Here is a 21,239-nt window from a genome sequence, read left to right on the forward strand (position 1 = left end):
CTAAGATGCGATGAATCGCAACAACGGTTTAATAATATTCATATCGGGGATGAATCCGAGGGTTGAGTCTATCTTGGACGGGTTCGCCTTGTTTGAGGTGTTGTTCAACGATCAGGGGAACGTCTTCGGGTTTAACCCGATAATACCAAATTTCATCAGGAATTACCCGCACCGTCGGGCCAGTATTACATTGACCCAGACAACCACTGGCTTCTAGGGTAACTCCCTCAATATTAAGATTTTGGAAAGCCTCCAGAACTTTACTAGACCCTTGGAGTTGGCAAGACTGATGTTGACAAATTAACACACAACGAGGAGGCTGAGTTGGCATAAAGGATTAATAATTGTAATGGAGCAATCTACAGATATTTGATAGAAATTTCAGGCTAACCATTAACTCTTTCCCTAATTTAACTTAAAAATAGGATAGTTTCCGTCGGTGTGCGTTGCTGAGATACCCGACAAAAAACTGCTCTAGCAGATGCTAAAGCAGAGATTGACTTACACTATATTTAACTAATATCTGTCTAAATCCAGTAGGGGCGAATGGCCATTCGCCCCTACCGTTGATAGAATTCGCCCCTACCGTTGCTTAAAACGATGCTTCCATCTGAGCAATATCCAAAGTTGTCCTCAACACCGAATCAGGATTTAAACTGATGGAATCTATTCCTAATTCCACTAAGAAACGAGCAAATTCAGGATAATCACTCGGTGCTTGACCACAAATTCCGATCTTGCGATTATATTCTTTAACGGTTGCGATCGCCATTTGAATCATCCGTTTCACCGCTTCATTCCGTTCATCAAAAATATGGGCAACCAAAGCAGAATCTCGATCCAATCCTAACGTTAATTGGGTTAAATCATTCGATCCAATCGAGAACCCATCAAACACCTGACAAAACTCATCCGCCATCAAAACATTACTCGGTAATTCACACATCACATAGACTTGTAACCCCTGTTGACCGCGAACTAAACCATGTTTTGTCATTTCCGCTAAGACTTTTTTCCCTTCTTCCGGTGTCCGACAAAAAGGAATCATCGGGATCACATTTGCCAATCCCATTTCATTTCTGACTCGTTTTAAGGCTTCACATTCTAAGGCAAAAGCCTCTTGATATTTCGGGTCATAATATCGGGAAGCACCCCGCCAACCAATCATGGGATTTTCTTCGATAGGTTCAAATTGCCGACCCCCCAATAAATTCGCATATTCATTACTTTTGAAATCACTCATCCGCACCACCACCGGATTCGGATAAAAAGCCGCCGCAATCATACTAATTCCCTGGGCGAGTTTATCGACAAAGAAATCCGGTTTATGGTCATATTGTTCGGTTAATTGGGCAATTTGTTGTTTAACGGTTTGATCCTCTAATTGATCAAAATGAATTAACGCTAAGGGGTGAGTTTGGATATGATTGGCAATAATAAATTCTAACCGAGCTAACCCGACCCCATCATTGGGAATCGCCGACAATTTAAACGCTTCTTCTGGGTTTCCCACATTCATCATGATTTTAGTGCGGGTTTTAGGAAGATGGTCTAAAACCGTTTCTTCCACCACAAAAGGAACTAATCCTTGATAGACTTTTCCTTCTTCTCCTTCTGCACAGGAAACCGTAATTTTATCCCCAGTATTTAGGATTTCTGTGGCATTAATTGACCCGACAATTGCCGGAATTCCTAACTCTCGGGCAATAATCGCCGCGTGACAAGTTCTGCCCCCGGAGTTAGTAATAATAGCACTGGCTTTTTTCATAATTGGTTCCCAGTCGGGGTCAGTGCGATGGGTTACTAAGACATCCCCGGGTTGAAATTGATCCATGTTTTTAACATTAGTCATAATACAGGCTTTTCCCTGTCCAATTTTGTCCCCAACTGCCCGACCAGTAAGCAATACCCGACCTTTACCTTGCAATTTATAATGCTCTAATACCCGACCTGTTTTTTGGGATTGTACGGTTTCCGGGCGAGCTTGAACAATAAATAATTCTCCAGTTAAGCCATCCTTTGCCCATTCAATATCCATCGGAGAGTAACATTGTCGGACTTGGGAATAGTGATCTTCGATCATCACTGTCCATTGGGCTAATTTCAGAATTTCATCTTCCGAGAGGGCGTATTTTTTTTGTTCAGAAATCGGAACATTAATATTTTTGGTGGTTTGTCCCATTTCATAGACCATTTTAATCGCTTTTGTGCCTAAGCGTTTCTCTAAAATGGGTTTGAATCCTTCGCGTAAGGTGGGTTTAAAAACCAAATATTCATCGGGATTAACGGTACCTTGAACAACGGTTTCTCCTAACCCGTAAGCCGCCGTAATTAAGGCAGCATTTTTAAATCCGGTTTCGGTATCAATGGAGAACATTACCCCCGATGTGGCTAAGTCAGAACGTACCATTTTTTGAATACCGACAGATAGGGCAATATTCAGATGATCAAATCCTTTTAAAGCCCGATAGGAGATGGCGCGATCGGTAAAAATAGACGCAAAACATTGACGAGTTGCATTTAGGACAGCTTTACCGCTTTTAATATTTAAGTAGGTTTCTTGTTGTCCGGCAAAACTCGCATCGGGTAAGTCTTCGGCGGTGGCGGAGGAGCGCACGGCGACATCGGTATTTTGACCATAGCGATCGCAAAGTTTTTGATAGGCGGATAGGATTTCGGTTTCTAATTTGGGAGGGAATAAAGTATTTAAAATCAGCGATCGCGCCCGTTGACCACAATCACGCAGATTTTTCAGATCTTCGACATCCAACTTGGCAAATAATTGTCTGAGTTGTTGTTCTAAATTAGCATAAGTAATAAAATACCAATAGGCGTAGGCTGTAATTGCAAATCCTTGAGGAACATTAATACCTTTAGGTTGTAATTGTTGAATCATTTCTCCCAAGGAAGCATTTTTTCCTCCTACTAAACCAATATCTTTAATTCCCACTTGATCAAACCAGAGAATTAAGGCTTGTTCTTTCTGTTGAGATAGGGGTTTAAATGGTAAAGTTTTTAACATGGTTTAAATCTCTCCAAACGCAACGGACTATCTAATGGTTAGATAGGGTGTGTGTACTTTTGTTGCAAAATAAGTCTGTTGAGGGAAAAGGTTAGTTTTTTCTGTCTTTCGACAGAGTTAACGTTTCCTCTAAAATATGAAAACCCTTGATCCCCAATATTTAAACGTCGAGTTTTATTTTGTTAGAGTTGGAGAGCAGGGGGTAGCCGACTCAATTCCTGGCGTTTAATTGTTCCTACTTTTATCTTATTTCGTCTGTGGGAAATCGACATCCCTCTTGGTAAAATAGTCTTAGTTACTTAAAGGAAAGAATGGCGACCTATCGGCTTCTGAGAGATAGTTTAAGAAACATTAAGTTTTTTTAGGAGGCGCGAATGAAAGTTAAGGAATGTTACAAAACCACGGAGATCTGGGAAAGCAACCAATGTCTGGACGCCATTTGTCCCATTGAGTTCATCCTGGAGTTAATCGGAACAAAATGGTCAATCTCCATCCTGCGGGAGTTATTTCGGGGACATCAACGCACCCATGAATTATTAGAATCGTTACCCGGAATTAGCACCAAAACCCTCACCATCCGGTTGCGGGAATTGGAAAAACATGGGTTAATCCTCCGTACGGTTTATGCTGAAATTCCTCCACGGGTAGAATATTGTCTAACCGATAAGGGACGGGAACTTCAACCAATTTTACTCGCCTTAAAACAGGTGGGAGAACACTGGTTAAAGGATAGCCACTGTGTTTGTCCCTTAGAATTGGGGGTTTAGGGACAGTTTAGGGGCGGACAGAGTTTTCCCATTCCTGTCGATAACCCGCGCTAAAATGGATTTCAGAACTAACATCGAACGTCTGTTTTCCGGGATTGTTGAGGTGAGATGATTAGGAAAATCCCAGACCGGGTGCGGGTTTCAGGAACATCAGATCTGATGTAGAATTCTGATGGATATTGAATACTCAAAACAATCGCAATTCTTGACAAGAATGCTTTGCTAATGTTGTATATAAAAAAATTATTTAGCCCGTCGGCCATCATGCGTCCCCTAATCAATTGGAGTTGTCGGTTATTGGGATTACCGAGTCTGAATGAATTAGAAGCTAACCTCTTATCAGAAACAACCAAGATTGAGCAGATGAAGCAACAGCAGAATGCTCTTTATCGTGTGATTAGTAAGATTCGAGCCTCTTTAGACATTGATTATATTTTTCGCACGACAACTAAAGAAACCTGTAAACTATTAGGAGCAGAACGGGTCGCAGTTTATCGTTTTTATGAAGATTGGGGCGGGGAATTTGTCAGTGATTTTGAATTTGCCGAACCCGGTTGGATCGATCATGAAAGTTTAGGAAAAAATACGGTTTGGATTGATACTTATCTTCAAAAAAACCAAGGAGGGCGGTATAAAGAAAATCAAACTCTAGTGGTTTCTGATGTACTGAAAGCCGAATTATCTCAATGTCATCTCGATGTTTTACAACAGTTTGGTATCCAAGCCTATGCAACGGTTCCTATTTTTACAAAACAAAAACTTTGGGGAGTTTTAGCGGCTTATCAACATTCAAACCCTCGGGAATGGCAAGATTCAGAGGTAGAATTTTTAGCTCAAGTTGCCACTCAGTTAGGGTTTGCTGTACAGCAAGCTGAATTATTAGCTCAATCGGAACGAAAAGCCAAAGATTTACAAGAAACCAGCGAACAACAGCAAATTTTATTAACCGTAATTGCGGCAATTCGGGAATCTTTAGATTTAGATATTTTATTCAAAACCACGGCTAGAGAAGTTCTCAGAGCCCTCAATGCGGATCGAGTGGGCATCTTTCGCTTTGATCCAGAAACTAACTATTGTTCGGGTCAATTTGTTTCAGAAAGCGTTTTACCGATCTATGATTCTGCTTTAATCACTCCAATTAACGATCGGTGTTTTGGAGAAAAATATGCCCTGGATTACCAACAGGGTCGAATGCAAGTTTTAAACAATATTTATGAATATGGATTAAAAGATTGTCATCTTAAAATCTTAGAAAAATTTCAGATTCAAGCCCAAATTGTTTCGCCTTTAATGAAGGGTAAAATACTCTGGGGATTACTCTGTATTCATCAATGCGATCGCCCCCGTCAATGGACAAAAACCGAGCTCCAATTTGTCAAGCAGTTAGCGGCTCAATTCAGTATTGCCCTGAGCCACTCGGATTTATTAGTTCAAACTCGTTCCCAAGCAGAACAATTAAACCTAACACTTAAAGAACTGAAAACCGCAAACTTAAAATTAGAAAAACTGGCTCGCAGAGATGGGTTAACGGGCATTGCCAATCGTCGTTATTTTAATGCTTTTTTTAACAAGACTTGGGAAACAGCTAAAGACAATCATCAATATTTATCTCTGATTTTATTTGATGTCGATTATTTTAAACTTTATAACGATTTTTATGGACATCCTGCCGGAGATCAATGCTTAATTAGTATTACCCGATCCGTGCAAAAAATTCTACGCTCAACGGATCTTTTAGCCAGGTATGGCGGAGAAGAATTTGCGGTGATTTTACCCAATACCAATCCCGATCAAGCCTATCGTGTGGCTGATAAAATTCAAGCGGTGGTCAGAAACTTAACGATTTCCCATACCAATATTCCGACGGGAAAATCCATCGTTACAGTCAGTCTGGGAGTTTCCAGTCAAATCCCCCGATCGGATCTACTTCCCCAAGACCTAATCAACGAAGCCGATCAAGCCCTCTACAGTGCCAAAAAACAAGGACGAGATCAATGGGTTTCCTGGGCGCAACCCTTATCAGTGATCGGTTATCAGTGATCAGTTATAGCAAGAGGCAATAGGGAATGGGCAATGGGCAATAGGTAAATACTTACTATAAGTAGCTTTTAGCTTTCAAGAATGTCCTAATAGATGTGGCAACTGCTATATCAGTTAATAAGTTATCAGTTAATAGGCAACGCCCCGTATTACTCATAAAAGTAAAATTCTGTAACAATTATTACAAATTTAATCTTTTCTTCGGGATCACAGGTTAGGCTACAGATAGGAAGACAAATTCAACTCTCTGATCTCAATAGGAGGTCTGCAAATGGTATCCTCTCCCGTCAGAATTAATCCCGCACCGACTCCGGCCTATATTTGTCCCTACGATCGCACCTGTAGTTATTTGGGACAGGCCGCAGTTGAGTTAGATCTCGATGACAATGTGCTGGTGGTGTTACAACAACCCCGCAAAGTTGTCACCGTCTCAATTCCCGTCAAACTGGATAACGGTAAAGTTGAGGTGTTAGCCGGACATCGTGTGCAGCATTGCGATGTACTTGGCCCCTATAAAGGAGGTTTACGGTATCATCCTTCGGTGAACTTGGGGGAACTCTCCGCCTTAGCGATGTTAATGACTTGGAAATGCGCTTTATTGGGAATTCCCTACGGGGGTGCTAAGGGTGGCATTGGCTTTGACCCCCATCAATATAGTATTAATGAGTTAGAACGGATCACCCGTCGCTACGCGAGTGAACTGATCAAAGATATTGGGCCAGAAACCGATATTCCCGCCCCCGATGTGGGAACCTCCGCTCGAGAAATGGCTTGGATTATGGATACCTATTCGATGAACATGGGACGGGCCGTGCTGGGGGTGGTGACTGGAAAACCTCTATCTATTGGTGGGTCAAAAGGACGGGAAATGGCGACCGGACGGGGTGTGATGATTACCGTGCGCGAAGCCTTAGCCGAACAGGGCAAATCCCTCGAAGGTGCAGCGATTGTGATTCAGGGTTTCGGAAAAGTGGGGGCGGCGGCCGCGCAATTGTTTTATGAAGCTGGGGCGACGGTCTTAGCGGTTTCTAATGTCCATGGTGGGATCTATTCCGAAAATGGCTTAGATATTCCGGCTCTGCAAGCCTATGCAGCCCAAAACAACCATGATATCACGGGATTTCCTGATAGTGAACCGATTAGCAATGCCGAATTATTAACATTAGCTTGTGATGTGTTAATTCCAGCAGCCATGGAAGATCAAATTACCGAAGAAAATGCCGATCAAATCAAGGCTAAAATGATCGCCGAAGCAGCTAATGCCCCGATTACATTATTAGCAGATCAAATGTTAGAAGCCCGGGGAATTATGGTTTTACCCGATATTCTCGCTAATGCGGGCGGTGTGGTTGTTAGTTATTGGGAATGGGTACAAGGTCAATCCTTTGTCTTCTGGGATGAGGAACGGGTGAATCATGAAATGGAACACCTGATGGTACAGGCCTATGCTCGGGTGAGTGAACTAGCCAAACAACGGGGGGTTTCTATGCGATTAGCCGCCTATACTTTAGGCGTGGGTCGAGTAGCTCAAGCCTTAAAAGATCGGGGTTTGTATCCGTAATGTTTGCTAAATATTCCCGGTGTAGAGACGTTGCATGCAACGTCTCTACGACTGGTGGGGTTAGGGGGAGTGTCAAGCGATCGCCTATTTAAAAATAACATTACGGTAAATTTCTGCTCAAATTGCGTATCCCCAAGCACAACACACAAATAGGTCAAAATATTGCGACCAATACGACTGTGGTTGAGCGATCCTCCGGGCATGGGTACGATTTCTCCATCACGATATTCACTACGTCCTTCTGCTTTTTCTTCAAGGGCGCGATATTCGTCCAAACTATAGTGATGAGCAACTTTCGCAATCATCGAATTATGTTGGTTATACACTTATAAATTTTACCGCCCACCTACTGAATGGAGATTAAAATAAACAATGAATATTAAAAATCAACAACAATTATGGCTTTAAAGTTTATCTCCATTCCCCCTGAAACTGGCAAACCCCCTCAAGGATTAATTGTGCTGATGCACGGTTGGGGCGCAAATGCTGAGGATCTCACCTCCCTAGCTCCGATGTTGCGTTTGAGCGACTATCAATTCATCTTTCCCCAGGCCCCCTTTCCCCATCCTCAAGCCCCGATGGGAAGGGCCTGGTACGCCTTAGAAACCCCTGAATATGAAGGATTAGCCGAAACCCAACAGCAGGTCAAGGAATGGTTAGAATCCTTAGAAGCGAGTACCGGAGTTCCCCTATCCCGAACCATTTTAGGGGGATTTTCCCAAGGGGGGGCGATGGTGTTGGATATAGGACGTTATTTTCCTTTAGCGGGCTTAATTATTTTAAGTGGTTATTTGCATTTTTCCCCCGAACCTTTAGACCATGATTTACCCCCGGTATTAATTGTTCATGGAAAACAAGATCCGATTGTGCCAATAGAAGCCGCCGGGCAAGCCAGAACTGCCTTTGAACAGTTGGGGGCAAAAGTTCAGTACCAAGAATTTAATATGGGTCATGAAATTCGACCCGAGGTTTTAGGCTTAATAAGAAGTTTTGTAATAGATTCGATACCACAATCAACCTAATAGCCTTAGTATAGAGATGGGGTTATCCATTAATGGTAACTCCGCCCAGTCAAGCTCAAAGCAAATGCAATTCACGGGAGGTTTAACTCATGGCAACCTTGACTCAATCCTCACCGAATATTCCCACTCTAACAGCCGAGGATGTGGCGGAACTGGCTGCTCGTCTGGAACGAGATGATTATGATAATGCCTTTGAAGGACTCAATGATTGGCATTTGTTACGAGCGATCGCATTTCAACGTCCCGAGCTAGTGGAACCCTATGTTTACTTGCTCGACCTTGAGGCCTATGATGAAGCCTAACCCTTTGATCGTCTTTAGGTTGGAATTAGGTTAACAAATGGAAATGATTTTGCCTTCCACCTTGAACAAGCATATTTTAGTTGGAATTAGTGGGGGCATTGCAGCTTATAAAGTCTGTGAAATTGTTTCAACTTTAGCGAAAGCTGGGGCTGATGTGCGGGTGATTTTGACCGACTCAGCCCAAGAATTTATTACTCCTTTAACCTGCGCGACTCTCTCCCGCCATCGGGCCTATACGGATCAAGAATTCTGGCAACCAACTCACGGCCGTCCCTTACATATTCAGTTAGGGGAATGGGCGGATATTTTTTTGATTGCACCCCTGACGGCTAATACCTTAGCTAAATTGGCTACAGGATTTTCAGATAATTTGCTGACTAATACGGTTTTAGCCTCCAGTTGTCCGGTGTTACTCGCTCCAGCTATGAACCGGGAAATGTGGAAACAAATTTCGGTACAACGCAATTGGCAAACCCTATTTTTAGATCCTCGGTTTCATGGGATGACCCCCGTCGATGGAATTCTTGCCTGTGATCTTCGGGCTACAAACCCAGGCAATTCCACTCGGGAAGGGGTAGGAAGAATGGCAGAACCCAAACAAATATTAGCTCATATTAATTCTTTATTAAATACCAACGGTAAACGAGATTTAATGGGAAAACGGATATTAATTAGTGCGGGCGGAACCCGGGAACATCTTGATCCGGTGCGGTTTATTGGCAACCCGTCAACGGGGAAAATGGGACTGGCTTTAGTACAAGCGGCGATTCATCGAGGAGCCTCAGTCACCTTAGTACATGGCCCGATGAATACGGAATTAGTCGCAAATTTACCCGAAGTGGAGTTAGTCTCCGTCACCAGTGGGGAAGAAATGTATCGGGAGATGCTGACAGGATTTCCCCAAGCGGATATAACGGTAATGGCGGCGGCCGTGGGTGATGTGAAACCGGCGATTTATAGTCAGGATAAATTGCCCAAAGCCCTTCTACCCACAGAACTGCCATTGGAAACTATTGTTGATATTGTAGCAGAACTGGGAAAAATGAAGCAACCCCACCAAAAATTAGTCGGGTTTGCAGCGCAAACAGGGGAAATTGTTAGTCCGGCGGAAGATAAATTACAGCGAAAAAATTTAGATGTTATTGTTGCTAATCCTATCGATTTAGCTAACGCTGGATTTGGCAGTGAAACCAATCAAGGGATATTATTAAGTCGTCAGGGACAGAAGTTAGAAATTGGGGCTTGCAGCAAGTTACAATTAGCCCATCAGTTATTTGATTTTATAGCGAACAACTGCTATAACTAACAACTAATAACTGATAACTGATAACTAACAATTGATATAGCGCTACGCATTACAGTTAGGACACTTTTGAGTCCCTATTCCCTATTCCCTATTCCCTATTCCCTATTCCCTATTCCCTATTCCCTATTCCCTATTCCCTATTCCCTATTCCCTATTCTAAGAGTGCCTAGGGCTATAACTAGCAACTGATAACTAATAACTGATAACTGATATGCCAAGATCCCACAATCCTCAGTTTTTAACAGAAAATAGAGTTTTCCGTGTTGATGATCAAAGCAGTCTTATTAAACAAACAGAAGCAGAATTGCAACAACAAAAGCTAGATTTTCAGGTGGTTAACCGGGCACTGGCGGTATTAAGTGCTTGTACTCAAGCTGTGATCCGCGCTACCGATGAAATGACGCTCCTGCAAACCCTTTGCGAGTTAATTACCCAAGAAGCAGCCTATCGTATGGCTTGGGTGGCTTACGTTTGCCAGGATCAGGCTAAAAGCGTCAAAGCAATGGCTTGGGCGGGTTATGAAGCCGATTACTTAAAAACCCTGAATATTACCTGGGCGGATACCGAGCGAGGTATGGGCCCCACGGGACGGGTAATTCGTTCTGGACATCCGGTAGCTTGCCAAAATATGCTCCATGACCCCAATTTTGCCCCCTGGCGCGAAGCCGCCCAACAGCGTGGCTATCAATCCTCCATAGTGCTTCCTATGCTTAATAATGGCGAAGTATTTGGGACTTTGAATATTTACTCCGCCGAAGCCTATGCTTTTAATCCCAGAGAGGTTGAACTATTAACACAACTCACAGATAGTCTGAGTTTTGGAATTATAGCATTACGCGCTGAACAATCCCTACGAGAAAACGAACAACGCTATCGTTTATTAGCGGAAAATATTAGTGATTTAGTCTGTATTCAAGATCTGGATCGCCGTTATCTCTACCTGAGTCCTTCCTGCGAATCTTTACTCGGTTATGGTTATGAGGAATTAATTGGAGAAGACCCCTATATTCTATTCCATCCCGATGACCGCGATCGCATTGCTGAAGAATTTTGCGCTGCAATTTTAGGTAAAAACAATATTTCTATAACCTATCGCATTAGTCAGAAATCAGGAAACTATATTTGGTTAGAAACTTTAACAAAACCAATTTTAGATGAGGCGGGTCAGGTCGTTCAAATCCAAACAACTTCTAGGGATATCACAGAAAGAATTTTAGTCCAAGAGCGTTTCAAATATGAAGCCCTACATGATGCCCTAACGGGTTTACCTAATCGAAATCTCCTGATGGAAAGGCTCAAATTAGGGATGAACCGGATTCACAATTTTGAAGGCTATCACTTTGCCCTTTTATTCCTCGATCTCGACCGATTCAAAGTGATTAATGACAGTCTAGGACATTTAGTAGGGGATCAGTTATTGATCGCTATAGCGCGTAAGTTTCAGTCGATTTTGCGCTCAACCGATCTTGTCACTAGAATCGGTGGTGATGAGTTTGTAATATTATTAGATGAAATTAAAGATATTCAAGAAGCAATTAGAGCGACTGAGAAGATTTTTAAAGCCTTAGCTTGCCCATTAATCATCGAAGAAAGGGAAATTCATGTAAGTACAAGTATTGGGATTGTGTTTGGGACAAAAGACTATATTCGAGCCTCGGATATACTACGCGATGCCGATATTGCCATGTATCGTGCCAAAAATCAAGGTAAGGCTAGATATGAAATTTTTGATCGAGAAATGCACGCGATCGCTATTAATCGACTCCAGTTAGAAAATGATCTTCGTAGAGCGATTGAACAACAACAATTTTTAGTTTATTATCAACCAATTATTGATATTTATAATCATCGCCTCATAGGATTTGAGGCATTAATCCGTTGGCAACATCCCACTCGCGGGTTTATTTGTCCCGCAGAATTTATTCCTTTAGCCGAAGAAACTAACTTAATTTTAGCGATTGATAGTTGGATGTTATCCACCGCTTGTCAACAACTCGCAACCTGGAACAAAAAATTTCCCAGTCGCCAACCTCTGAAGATTAGTATTAATCTTTCGGCTCAGGATTTTCGCAAAGTTAATTTAATCGAAGAAATTGATACTATTTTAAAAGAAACGGGTTTAGAAGGGAATGCAATAACCTTAGAAATTACCGAAAGTATGTTAATTGAAGATATTAATAAAACCATTTATGTCTTGAAAGAAATTAAGTCTCGAAATATTGAAATTAGTATTGATGATTTTGGTACGGGATATTCCTCTCTTAATTATCTTCATCGTTTTCCTGTGGATCATTTGAAAATTGATTATTCTTTTGTGAGTCAGATGCAGAAAGAAAACCGTAATTATCAAGTTGTGAGTACCATTATTGATTTAGGTCATCATCTGGGTTTAGCTATTGTTGCTGAAGGGATTGAAACATCCCAACAAATGCAATGGTTACGGGAACTGGACTGCGAATTTGGTCAAGGTTATTTATTTGCTAAACCTTTATCTGCTCAAGACATTGAAATCAAATTTTTAACCTAAATAAGAAATATAGCAAGAGGCAATAGGGAATAGGGAATAGGGAATAGGGAATAGGGAATAGGGAATAGGCAATGGGCAATAGGTAAATACTTACTATGAGCAGATTTTAGCTTTCAAGAATGTCCGTCCTAATAGATGCAGCAACTGCTATATATAGTGGGGAATGGGGAATAGTAAGCATGGACTATTATTATATTCTAAGGCTGATGGAGTAATAAGTTTGTTTCCTGATTTTGAAAATTACATTCCTTTCCCCTTAGAATATTATGGGTTAAATAATCTCGAACAAAATTACACCCATAACTCAATAAATCCAAATTCAAAACATTTTCAACATTCCATAAAATTAAAGTATTATCTTCACCAACCGATGCCACAAACGTACCATCAGGACTATAGGCTAACCCCCGAATTGCCGCACTATGTCCCCGTAGGGTGGTGAGTTCCTTTCCTTCCAACGTCCATAACTTCACCGTATTGTCAACACTACCCGATGCTAGTCTATCTCCCCTGGGACTAAACGCCACCCCCCAAACCGCCGCCGTGTGACCTTCCAGGGTTCTCAATAAAGTTCCATCCCGTTTCCAGAGTTTAACTGTATTATCGGCACTTCCCGACGCCAACATTTCACCGTTAGGACTCCATGCCACCCGCCACACAGCCGTTTCATGACCCTTGAATGTTCTCAGTAAAGTACCATCTGATTTCCACAATTTAACGGTTCCATCGGCACTTGCAGAAGCCAACCACCGACCATCGGGACTAAAAACTACCTGCCATACCGTCGCCTGATGTCCGGTCAAGGTTTTCAGTAAAGTACCCTCTCGGTTCCAGAGTTTAATGGTATTATCCTCCCCTCCTGAAGCGATAATCTGAGCATCGGGACTCAAGGCGACAGCCCAGACTAAAGCCGTATGCCCAACTAACCTCTTGACTAAGGTTCCGTCCCGTTTCCACAACGTCACCGTATTATTATTACTGGCTGCAACAATCCATTTTTGATCCCGACTCAAATCAACGGCGACTGACCCCCTAAGCTCACTTTTCAGAGTTTTTAACAGTTGACCTTGACGGTTCCAGATCTTCACCCAACCGTCCACGGTTCCCGTGACAATGGTCTGACCATCCTGACTAATATCAACACCCCAAACCCCTCCCTGATAAGGATTAATCATCGTTCGGAAGGGATTTTGACTTTGCCACAGTCGCACACCATTTTCTGCCCCCGCCGAGGCAATAAACTGACCATCAGCACTCCAATCCAAGCCCCAAATGACTCCGAGATGTCCTTTCAGGGTATTCAGAGGTGTGCCGTCCCGTCGCCATAACTTAATGGTTTTATCCACACTCCCAGAAGCGAGGGTCTGACCATCGGGACTCCAAGCCACACCATAAACAGCAGCACTATGACCTTCTAGGGTTCTGAGCAAAGTCCCATCAAGTTTCCACAATTTAACGGTTTTGTCAGCACTAGCCGATGCCAGAGTTTGACTATCGGGACTAAAAGCCACCGACACCACTAACCCGGGATGACCCCGAAAGGTTCGCGAGATAGTCCCATCGGATTTCCACAATTTAATGGTTTTGTCGAAACCTCCAGCCGCTATCCATTGACCATCGGGACTCCAAGCCACCCCCCAAACCCCTTCTCCCCGTTGCTCAAGGGTTTTGAGTAACCTCCCATCCCGCCGCCATACCTTCACCGCCCCGTCCATACTACTAGAAACAATCTGCTCACCATCGGGACTAAAGGCCACGCCCCAGACCCCAATTCCATTCCCCGCAAAGGTATTTAACAGTGTGCCATCTCGTTTCCACAGTTTAACTGTACCATCATCACCCCCGGAAGCAATAAATTGACTATCGGGACTAAAATTAAGGGTTCTAACGGTTCCTTGATGACCTTTGAGGGTGGCCACGGACTGACCGTCCCGTCCCCAAAGTTTGATCTTTTTATCCACACTCCCAGAAGCAATTAAAGAACTATCAGGACTGATATCAACGGTCATCACCGCCGCTTTATGACCCAATAAACGGTTATATTCATCGGTTTCATAAACCGCTTGTCGCAGCACATTTTTAACTTGATCCTGAATAGTTATATCAGTTTTTTGGAGGTTTTGGAGACGATGTTTAGCTTTGATGGCTTCAATTAAAGCATCTAAACGACGGTTAGAAACAAAGAGTCCATCGGAGGCGGAAACCAGGGCTTGAATTTCACTCAGTCGCGCTTGATATTCACTCAACAGTGAACGTCGATATTGAATATAACTGGTAATCCCTAAACCACAGGCAATTAATAAAGCAAAACTTACCGCTATTAGTAAATTTTTTTGACGTTTTGCTGCCTGTTCTTCTTGAGTTAATCTGGCTTTAACTTCTTGGGTTCTTTGAGCTTCTAAAACCAGTTGTACTTCCTGTCTATCTGCTTCTACACTAGCTGCTAAAAATTGATAGTCTAAATCACTTAAACTTTTGCCCATCGCCCAGGTTTGAGCGTCTTTTAATGCTTGTCCTCGTAATAGGCGGGATTCATCGGTTCTTCCTGTCAAAACCCAAGCGTCTAAAACCTGAGAATAGGGTCGCAGTTGCCCTAATTGTTTTTCGACCCAGGACTGATTAAAGACTTCTTGATAAATGCGATTTTTGATTTGTAAGTAGCCTTGTTTTTTAATTAATAATCCTGATAATAAAAGTTCTGTTTGTTCGGGACTATCATCGGTTATAATTGGGGTATTTTGTAAAACTTGTTGATAAACACCGAGTAATCTTCCGGCCCGTTGTTCATTTCTCAAAAGGCGATCACAGATAGTTTTTAAATGTTCCGGTTCGTCCTGACTTTCCCAATGTTCAATAATTTGCGATCGCACTAAATTTTCTATCCAAAAAGATTCCGAACCCAGGGGAGGAATTAAATTTTGAGAAATAGAATTCTGTATGGCAAAATCAACTAATTGACAGAGTTTTTGGGTTAAAAAAGGTTGTCCCCCCGTCCAAGCAATAATTTGTTTTACGATTAAATGGGCTTGGGTAATTTTTCCTTCTAATTCTTTTGCTAAAGATAACGCTTCTTCTGCCGTAAAACCACATAAGTTAATCGCTTGACCAATATTAAAAGGAGTCCGAGTTTTATCTAAAATTAAATTACTGGGAGTGGCGACACCAAATAAGGCAAAAGTAATCCGTTTATACCCAGGATTAATCGCTCTTTGATTATAACAATAACGAATCAGAGCAAAAAAATCATCAATGGGAAAATTCAGGCTTAAAACACTATCAATTTCATCAATAAAAATACAAAGCTGTTGTTCAGGAAATTGCTGAAATAATAATTCCTCAATAAAATCACTGAGTCGCTGTAATAACGAAACATCTTCCCGTTCTTTCCACCAAGTTTTTAAATTAATTTTTCCTACACAATTAAACCCTCTACACAAATCTCCAACAATCCCTTTATACCATTGTAAGGGAGTAATTTGTTGACTCCCAATCCGAGTCATATCCAGAATTGTACAGCTATATCCCTCTTTTTCCAGTCGGGATTTCGCTCGCACCATTAAGGAAGATTTCCCCATTTGTCGAGCATTAAAAACATAGCAGAAATTCCCGGCTTTGAGTGCGGTATAAAGTTGTTCATCCGCCCGACGCTGAATATAGGTTGGGTTATTCTGATCTAAACTCCCCCCAACTTGATATGGACTGGAAATCATAAGTAAGCACAGACTTGATTTTGAGCGAGTGTCTAGCGGGTTTTTGGCTAACCCTTTAAGGATTTACGTCTCTTAAGAATCCCCGCCGTTTTACGGCGCGGGAGTGTCAATTGGATTGAAAAAGATTAGGCTAGTTTTATCCCCGGTTTCAGTCCCCTCACCCCAAGCCCCAGGGCTGTTTCATTTTAAGAAAAAAGCTAAAATGATGGGTTGATAGGGAGATAGGGAAATGGGAGAGATTAACACAACCCTGGAATAATAGACCAACGGCGGTAAAACCTTTTCCTCCGGTGTTGCGGTGTTCCCAACTATAACAGTTTACCCATTCCCCATTCCCCATTCCCCATTCGTAATTACCTATAAATATCCCCTCTTTACTTCCGTTTTTGCGGTTTAGTTTGAACACTAATAGGGCCATTAACAATAGTTTGACAGGCCAATCTATAGCTATCGGGTTTTTTCTTAAGAATACGCGCTTCAACTTCCGTGCGGGCAGGAAGATTATCTATCCCTTCGACAATTTCCACAATACAAGTCCCACACTGACCATAACCGCCACAGTTCATCATTTTGCCCGTGAAGGTATATAAGTCAATCTGGTTTTCTAGGGCTTTAATTCTGAGATTGGCCCCATCCGCAGCAATGATTTCCTTGTTTTCACTCACGAATCTGATATTACCCATTTTGATGTCCTAGCTGCATTAACATAGCGTCTCTTTCAAATTATTACAAAAAGTTAACATTTCAACCCTACAAAGGATAATCCGACAGGATATTACCCGGAAGGTTACTTACAGCCCGTTGCAGGGCAGACAGAGCGCGGTTATAACCGATGATGGCATTGAGGAGTCGGTTTTGGGCGCGAGTTAAGTCCGTTTCTTGGTTAATCACCTCTAACTGAGTTCCCACCCCCGCTTGAAACCGTAAACGCGCTAAACGTAAGGCTTCGGTTGCTTCCTCCACCCCTAAACTAGAGGTTTGAATATTATCAAAGTTAGCTTGGAGGTCATAGTAAGCCCGTTCGGCATCCAAACGAATTTGATTGAGTAATTGATTAAAGCGCTCATCTGCGATGCCGATATCTAACTCCCGTTGTCGGGCTTGAGCTTTCGCCGCACCCCCATCAAAGAAATTCCAAGACAACTGGACTTGAGCATCATAGCCATCGGCCCAGCCATGGACAGCCTTGTAATCGGTGTTATCATTGATTCTACCCAAGACGTTATAAGTCGCCCCCACGGTAACATTCGGACGAGTGGCGGCTAGGGCTGCCCGGCGCAATTGTTGAGCGCGATCGCGTTCAGCTAACTGTTCCTCCAACTCCGCCCGATTTTGATAGGCTTGAACAATGGTTTCTTCCAGGGTTAAATCCCAAGCTCCCGCCAAAGCAATCGGGTCAGCCGCCAATAAATTCGTATTTTCATCAATATTCAGAATCGCGGCTAACTCCCGCCGGGTTTGAAATTGACTGCGCTGGGAATTAGTCAGATCCTGTTGGTTATTGGCAAGGGTGACACGAGCTTGCAACACTTCAAAACGGGTTCCCACTCCAGCCCGTTCCAAAGCTTCGGCATCCTCTAAACTCTTTTGAGAGTTTCGCACAGCAGCCGCTTGAATTTCCACCGCAGCATCTGCTTCTTGCAAATTGTAATAGGCACGAGCTACATTAAATCGGACTTCTTCTAAGGCCGTTTCTAACCTTAACTCCAGAATCCTTAACTGTTCTTCTGAGGCCTTAATTCTAGCCCCCCTCAATCCATTAATTCCCAGGTCGTACTGCAATTGAAAGGAATTATCAAAGGAATAGGTTCCATAGAGGGTCTGAAATTCCCTCTGATCCGCCCCGGGAACATTATTGAACCGAGCCACTCGTAGGGCGCGATTTTGAGCCCGAACTTGTAAGTCCTCCACTGCCGAGACGTTGCGAGAAAAACCGGAACGAAAGACCAAACTCGGATATAAATTCGCTTGGGTTTCCCTGACCGCCGCCAAGCTCTGTTCGACTTGCAGTTGGGCAATGCTGACATTTTCATTATTCCGAATCGCTAAATCAACCGCTTGTTGAAGGGTCACAGGAACCGTTTCCTCAATATTCACCTGTTCGGGTAAGGTGGGGCGATACAGAGGATCACTACTTGGGAGCAGAATTTGAGGAGGATTGGTTTGTAAGGTTCCGTTGGGAGTCGGAGGGGGAAAGGGAGTCGTGGGAGGAGTCAGGTCAGGAACCGTTAAGGCGGGCCTACTGACTTGAGCCAGTTGAGTCGGTTGAGATTGCCTAACTCGATTTACAGAATCCGTTAGGGTTGCAGCCTGGGTAGAGGGATTTGGTAATGCAACTTCAATCTCTTGGGGACTATTGTCTGGCGAGGATTGTCCATTGTTCCCCAGGGGATGGGGTAAGTTAAAAACGGGGTTGACCCTAGTTGTCGGTTTTGGGATAGGGTCTGCGGTTGTTGGGCCAGAAGCAGCCGGGGCGATCGTCGGCGTTGCTCCAACACCAGTAGATGCCGTTGTTATGGGTGCAGACTGTCGAGCGGTTTTTGTAGGATTTTGTTTAAAAACTGGTGCAGGGAACTCCGATGGTACGGAAGATCTAGCCATGGACTGAGGTGTCATCAACAGATGATCAATAATCCGACGGGGAGAACTGGAGGTTCCTAATTGAGATTTTTTAGGATTTTGCTTAAAGGTTGAACTTAGGATTTCTGCGGGTAAAGACGTTTGAGCAGAAACGCTTTCCACTTTCTCTATGGGGGCGGGTTCAGATGTGGAGTTATCACTCCGTTGTTCTGTTTCCGTAGCAGCATCTGGAACTAAATCCCTGGAATCTTCCTTTAAGGCAGGTGTCGAATCTATGGACAACGATTCCGACCCTGCCTCTGCTTGCTCAGGAGCCGGATACTGAGACTTTGTGGGATTTTGTTGAAAACCCTGCGGTTGAGTTGTATTCGAGTCAGGCAATTTATCCCGAGACTCAATGGGGGAAGGAACTGCTGTTCCTGGCCCCACATTGATAAAGGTGATTGCTCCACTCACTCCCACAGCCATCAAATTACGAAGAACGGACATAAGGCTTCTTTTCTTGTCTACAAGTCCAGAAACAATTTTAGACTAAGGCAGCAATATTCCTAAGTTTTTTGATGTTAGATAGCTGATAGGATTGCTCAAACCCAACCGGATCAGGGATTACTCTAGCAGGCAATGTGTTCTGCTTCTAAATCTAATAAACGCAGTAGATGTAGATCGCCCCGGGCTGCTGCCGCTTGACGTCTACGGTCGAGTAAACGGCATAAATGATTGGCATGAACTTTTGCCAGATTCTCGTCCAGGGGCTTCTCAAATGTAGCTAAATGGAGTAACGCTCCTCCCCTGGTTTCCGCCGCTTGGCTTTTGTTGGGAGCGATGGCTTGAACTTCTTGTAGAGAATGTTGTGGCCCCGTACTGCTGTAGGAAATGCCCCGATATTTCAGGGGGTGCGGGGTCTGAGGCACGGGAACATGGCGAGGGTAGTGAAACTGGACGCCCTGACCCCGATATTTGCCTGTTAATTCCCTTTCCACTATATCGCTCGGCGAAAAAGATGTCTCGTACTGATGACCACGATAGGTGGGTTTCATATGCTGTTTCTCCTGACCTTAGTTTTAAATGGGCTGTCTTCAAGACAAATTTTAAACGAATCTTAAACGATCTTGTTATTTCTGTATTCATTGTTACATTTTTTCAGGTTAAATCGGGAAACTTAATAATTATTTAAGAATGATCTCTCAATTTAGGTTGGGTTAGGTTAGGGGGTTGATTCTGGTTGGGATCTATGGCATCCTTTAACCCATTTAAACCCGTGACCTGGGTTGATCTTCGGGGAGGGGGAATTGCTCCCGGGCTATTTCCAGTTTGGGCAGGAAGGACTGGAGTACGGAGCGATCGCCAACGGCTATAAAACTTTTATTAAGAAAATTATTAAGAAATATAAAGAGTGTTAATATTGTCTTAACTGAAGTCTTAATCAAACCATCCATGCTAAGTTCCAACTTGCCCGAAGAGTCAGAGCTTCTCAAATCGATCTTAGAACCGCTACTAGAGGATTTTGAATACTGGTTTGAGCGATCGCGCCATCTTTTGGAAACGGAGGAGATATCCTTTTTGACTCGGCTCCAACAATCTGACCTGCTGAACCGAATTACCCAAGCCCAACAGAAGGTGATGGCGACTAAAACTCTGTTTTATGCTACGGGGGGACAAGTTGGAATCGAAATGACCGTACTAATGCCTTGGCATAACCTATTGACAGAATACTGGCAAGTGGCGACTCGCTTTCGGATGGAACAAGCTAATCAAGTCAAAAATTGAGATGGGAGGGTGAACTCCCCCAAAATTAATCAACTTTTTAAGTAGAAAGGTTTAATTTGTTGATAAAATATGTCAGAATCCAGGTAGATGAGCGTTTCAATGACCCCCCCGGATCAAGCTCTAAAATAAAATACCCTTTCTATTAGAAAACGGCTTTAGATTAATCAAATAAACCCTAGCCTTAAGGAGACAAAAATGTTACACTTAGTTTACGTCCTGGCTTTTACAATTTTGGCTTTTCTAGCGGTTCGGAATTTAATTCACAGTCTTTTGACAGTGAGTATGGAATCCCATAAACTACATGATCCTCGCAACTATGGAGGGTTAAATAATTCAGGACAGATGGGAAAAGTCCCGCATCCAGAACTACTCGATGAAACGGGAAATTTAATTAATGAACCTTTGTTAGTGATGCGCTCTTTGTCTGTTCAAGACGCGCGAAATCAATTAGATAATTTATATAAATCTTCTCCCGGTTATGGGGATGATATTCATGAAAATGAATAAAAATATTAATCATTAGAAATTTAATAATGATCAGGGTTGACAATTGAATTGCTCATTGATTCACAATAACCGCTCATTGTTAACCTGGGTAACTCCTTGAAAACCTACGTCATCAGGATTTAGAAATT

Annotated in this window: 16 protein-coding genes; 9 read left to right on the forward strand and 7 right to left on the reverse strand. The window is 42.9% G+C overall.

Features of this window, described 5'->3' with window-relative positions:
• Positions 1-28: 28 nt before the first annotated feature.
• Positions 29-331 (reverse strand): (2Fe-2S) ferredoxin domain-containing protein, encoded by a 303-nt coding sequence (locus PL11201_RS23305; RefSeq protein WP_079681242.1) that lies wholly within the window; start codon positions 329-331, stop codon positions 29-31.
• 261 nt (positions 332-592) lie between these two features.
• Complete coding sequence (ppsA, locus tag PL11201_RS23310) at positions 593-3,022, reverse strand: phosphoenolpyruvate synthase (protein ID WP_079681243.1); 2,430 nt, start codon at positions 3,020-3,022, stop codon at positions 593-595.
• Between the two features lie 374 nt (positions 3,023-3,396).
• Between ppsA and PL11201_RS23315 the strand changes: the two genes are divergently transcribed.
• From PL11201_RS23315 to PL11201_RS23325, 3 genes are all read left to right on the forward strand, one after another.
• Positions 3,397-3,789 (forward strand): winged helix-turn-helix transcriptional regulator, encoded by a 393-nt coding sequence (locus tag PL11201_RS23315; RefSeq protein ID WP_079681244.1) that lies wholly within the window; start codon positions 3,397-3,399, stop codon positions 3,787-3,789.
• 264 nt (positions 3,790-4,053) lie between these two features.
• Positions 4,054-5,829, forward strand: coding sequence for a sensor domain-containing diguanylate cyclase (locus PL11201_RS23320; RefSeq protein ID WP_079681245.1), 1,776 nt, complete (start codon positions 4,054-4,056; stop codon positions 5,827-5,829).
• Positions 5,830-6,100: 271 nt separating this feature from the next.
• Positions 6,101-7,390, forward strand: coding sequence for a Glu/Leu/Phe/Val family dehydrogenase (locus tag PL11201_RS23325; protein WP_079681246.1), 1,290 nt, complete (start codon positions 6,101-6,103; stop codon positions 7,388-7,390).
• Here the strand turns inward: PL11201_RS23325 and PL11201_RS26945 are convergent.
• A complete protein-coding gene (locus PL11201_RS26945) occupies positions 7,357-7,695 on the reverse strand; it encodes a Uma2 family endonuclease (protein WP_079681247.1) in 339 nt (112 codons plus the stop codon). The genes PL11201_RS23325 and PL11201_RS26945 overlap by 34 nt on opposite strands.
• A 93-nt stretch (positions 7,696-7,788) precedes the next feature.
• Here PL11201_RS26945 and PL11201_RS23335 point away from each other — a divergent pair, with 93 nt between their 5' ends.
• The 4 genes from PL11201_RS23335 (at position 7,789) to PL11201_RS23350 (ending at position 12,547) form a co-directional block, all read left to right on the forward strand.
• Positions 7,789-8,412, forward strand: a complete 624-nt coding sequence (locus PL11201_RS23335) for an alpha/beta hydrolase (protein WP_079681248.1) — start codon at positions 7,789-7,791, stop codon at positions 8,410-8,412.
• Positions 8,413-8,501: 89 nt separating this feature from the next.
• Positions 8,502-8,714 carry a protein IsiD gene (locus PL11201_RS23340; RefSeq protein WP_079681249.1) on the forward strand — a complete coding sequence of 71 codons (213 nt, stop codon included), beginning with the start codon at positions 8,502-8,504 and terminating at the stop codon, positions 8,712-8,714.
• A 37-nt stretch (positions 8,715-8,751) separates the two neighbouring features.
• A complete protein-coding gene (gene coaBC, locus PL11201_RS23345; RefSeq protein ID WP_200816855.1) occupies positions 8,752-10,020 on the forward strand; it encodes a bifunctional phosphopantothenoylcysteine decarboxylase/phosphopantothenate--cysteine ligase CoaBC in 1,269 nt (422 codons plus the stop codon).
• Positions 10,021-10,231: 211 nt separating this feature from the next.
• Positions 10,232-12,547, forward strand: a complete 2,316-nt coding sequence (locus tag PL11201_RS23350; protein ID WP_079681250.1) for a bifunctional diguanylate cyclase/phosphodiesterase — start codon at positions 10,232-10,234, stop codon at positions 12,545-12,547.
• 197 nt (positions 12,548-12,744) lie between these two features.
• On the opposite strand, the gene PL11201_RS23355 is transcribed toward PL11201_RS23350, so the two are convergent.
• The 4 genes from PL11201_RS23355 to PL11201_RS23375 all read right to left on the reverse strand — a co-directional run bounded on the left by PL11201_RS23355 (position 12,745) and on the right by PL11201_RS23375 (position 19,874).
• The gene (locus tag PL11201_RS23355; protein WP_079681251.1) at positions 12,745-16,257 is read right to left on the reverse strand and encodes a WD40 domain-containing protein; all 3,513 of its coding nucleotides are present in this window, start codon (positions 16,255-16,257) and stop codon (positions 12,745-12,747) included.
• 374 nt (positions 16,258-16,631) lie between these two features.
• Complete coding sequence (locus tag PL11201_RS23365; RefSeq protein ID WP_079681253.1) at positions 16,632-16,940, reverse strand: 2Fe-2S iron-sulfur cluster-binding protein; 309 nt, start codon at positions 16,938-16,940, stop codon at positions 16,632-16,634.
• A gap of 67 nt (positions 16,941-17,007) precedes the next feature.
• Positions 17,008-19,326: a TolC family protein gene (locus PL11201_RS23370; protein WP_079681254.1), complete on the reverse strand. Its 2,319-nt coding sequence runs from the start codon at positions 19,324-19,326 to the stop codon at positions 17,008-17,010.
• A 122-nt stretch (positions 19,327-19,448) separates the two neighbouring features.
• Positions 19,449-19,874 (reverse strand): DUF4278 domain-containing protein, encoded by a 426-nt coding sequence (locus PL11201_RS23375; RefSeq protein WP_079681255.1) that lies wholly within the window; start codon positions 19,872-19,874, stop codon positions 19,449-19,451.
• Positions 19,875-20,271: 397 nt separating this feature from the next.
• On the opposite strand from PL11201_RS23375, the gene PL11201_RS23385 reads away from it, so the two are divergent.
• Complete coding sequence (locus PL11201_RS23385) at positions 20,272-20,604, forward strand: DUF2605 domain-containing protein (RefSeq protein ID WP_079681257.1); 333 nt, start codon at positions 20,272-20,274, stop codon at positions 20,602-20,604.
• Positions 20,605-20,799: 195 nt separating this feature from the next.
• On the forward strand, positions 20,800-21,111 hold the full coding sequence (locus PL11201_RS23390; protein WP_079681258.1) for a DUF2973 domain-containing protein: 312 nt from the start codon (positions 20,800-20,802) through the stop codon (positions 21,109-21,111).
• The last annotated feature ends 128 nt before the right edge of the window (positions 21,112-21,239 follow it).

It is taken from the genome of Planktothrix sp. PCC 11201 (genome assembly GCF_900009135.1).
In the GTDB taxonomy this organism is placed as follows: Bacteria; Cyanobacteriota; Cyanobacteriia; order Cyanobacteriales; family Microcoleaceae; genus Planktothrix.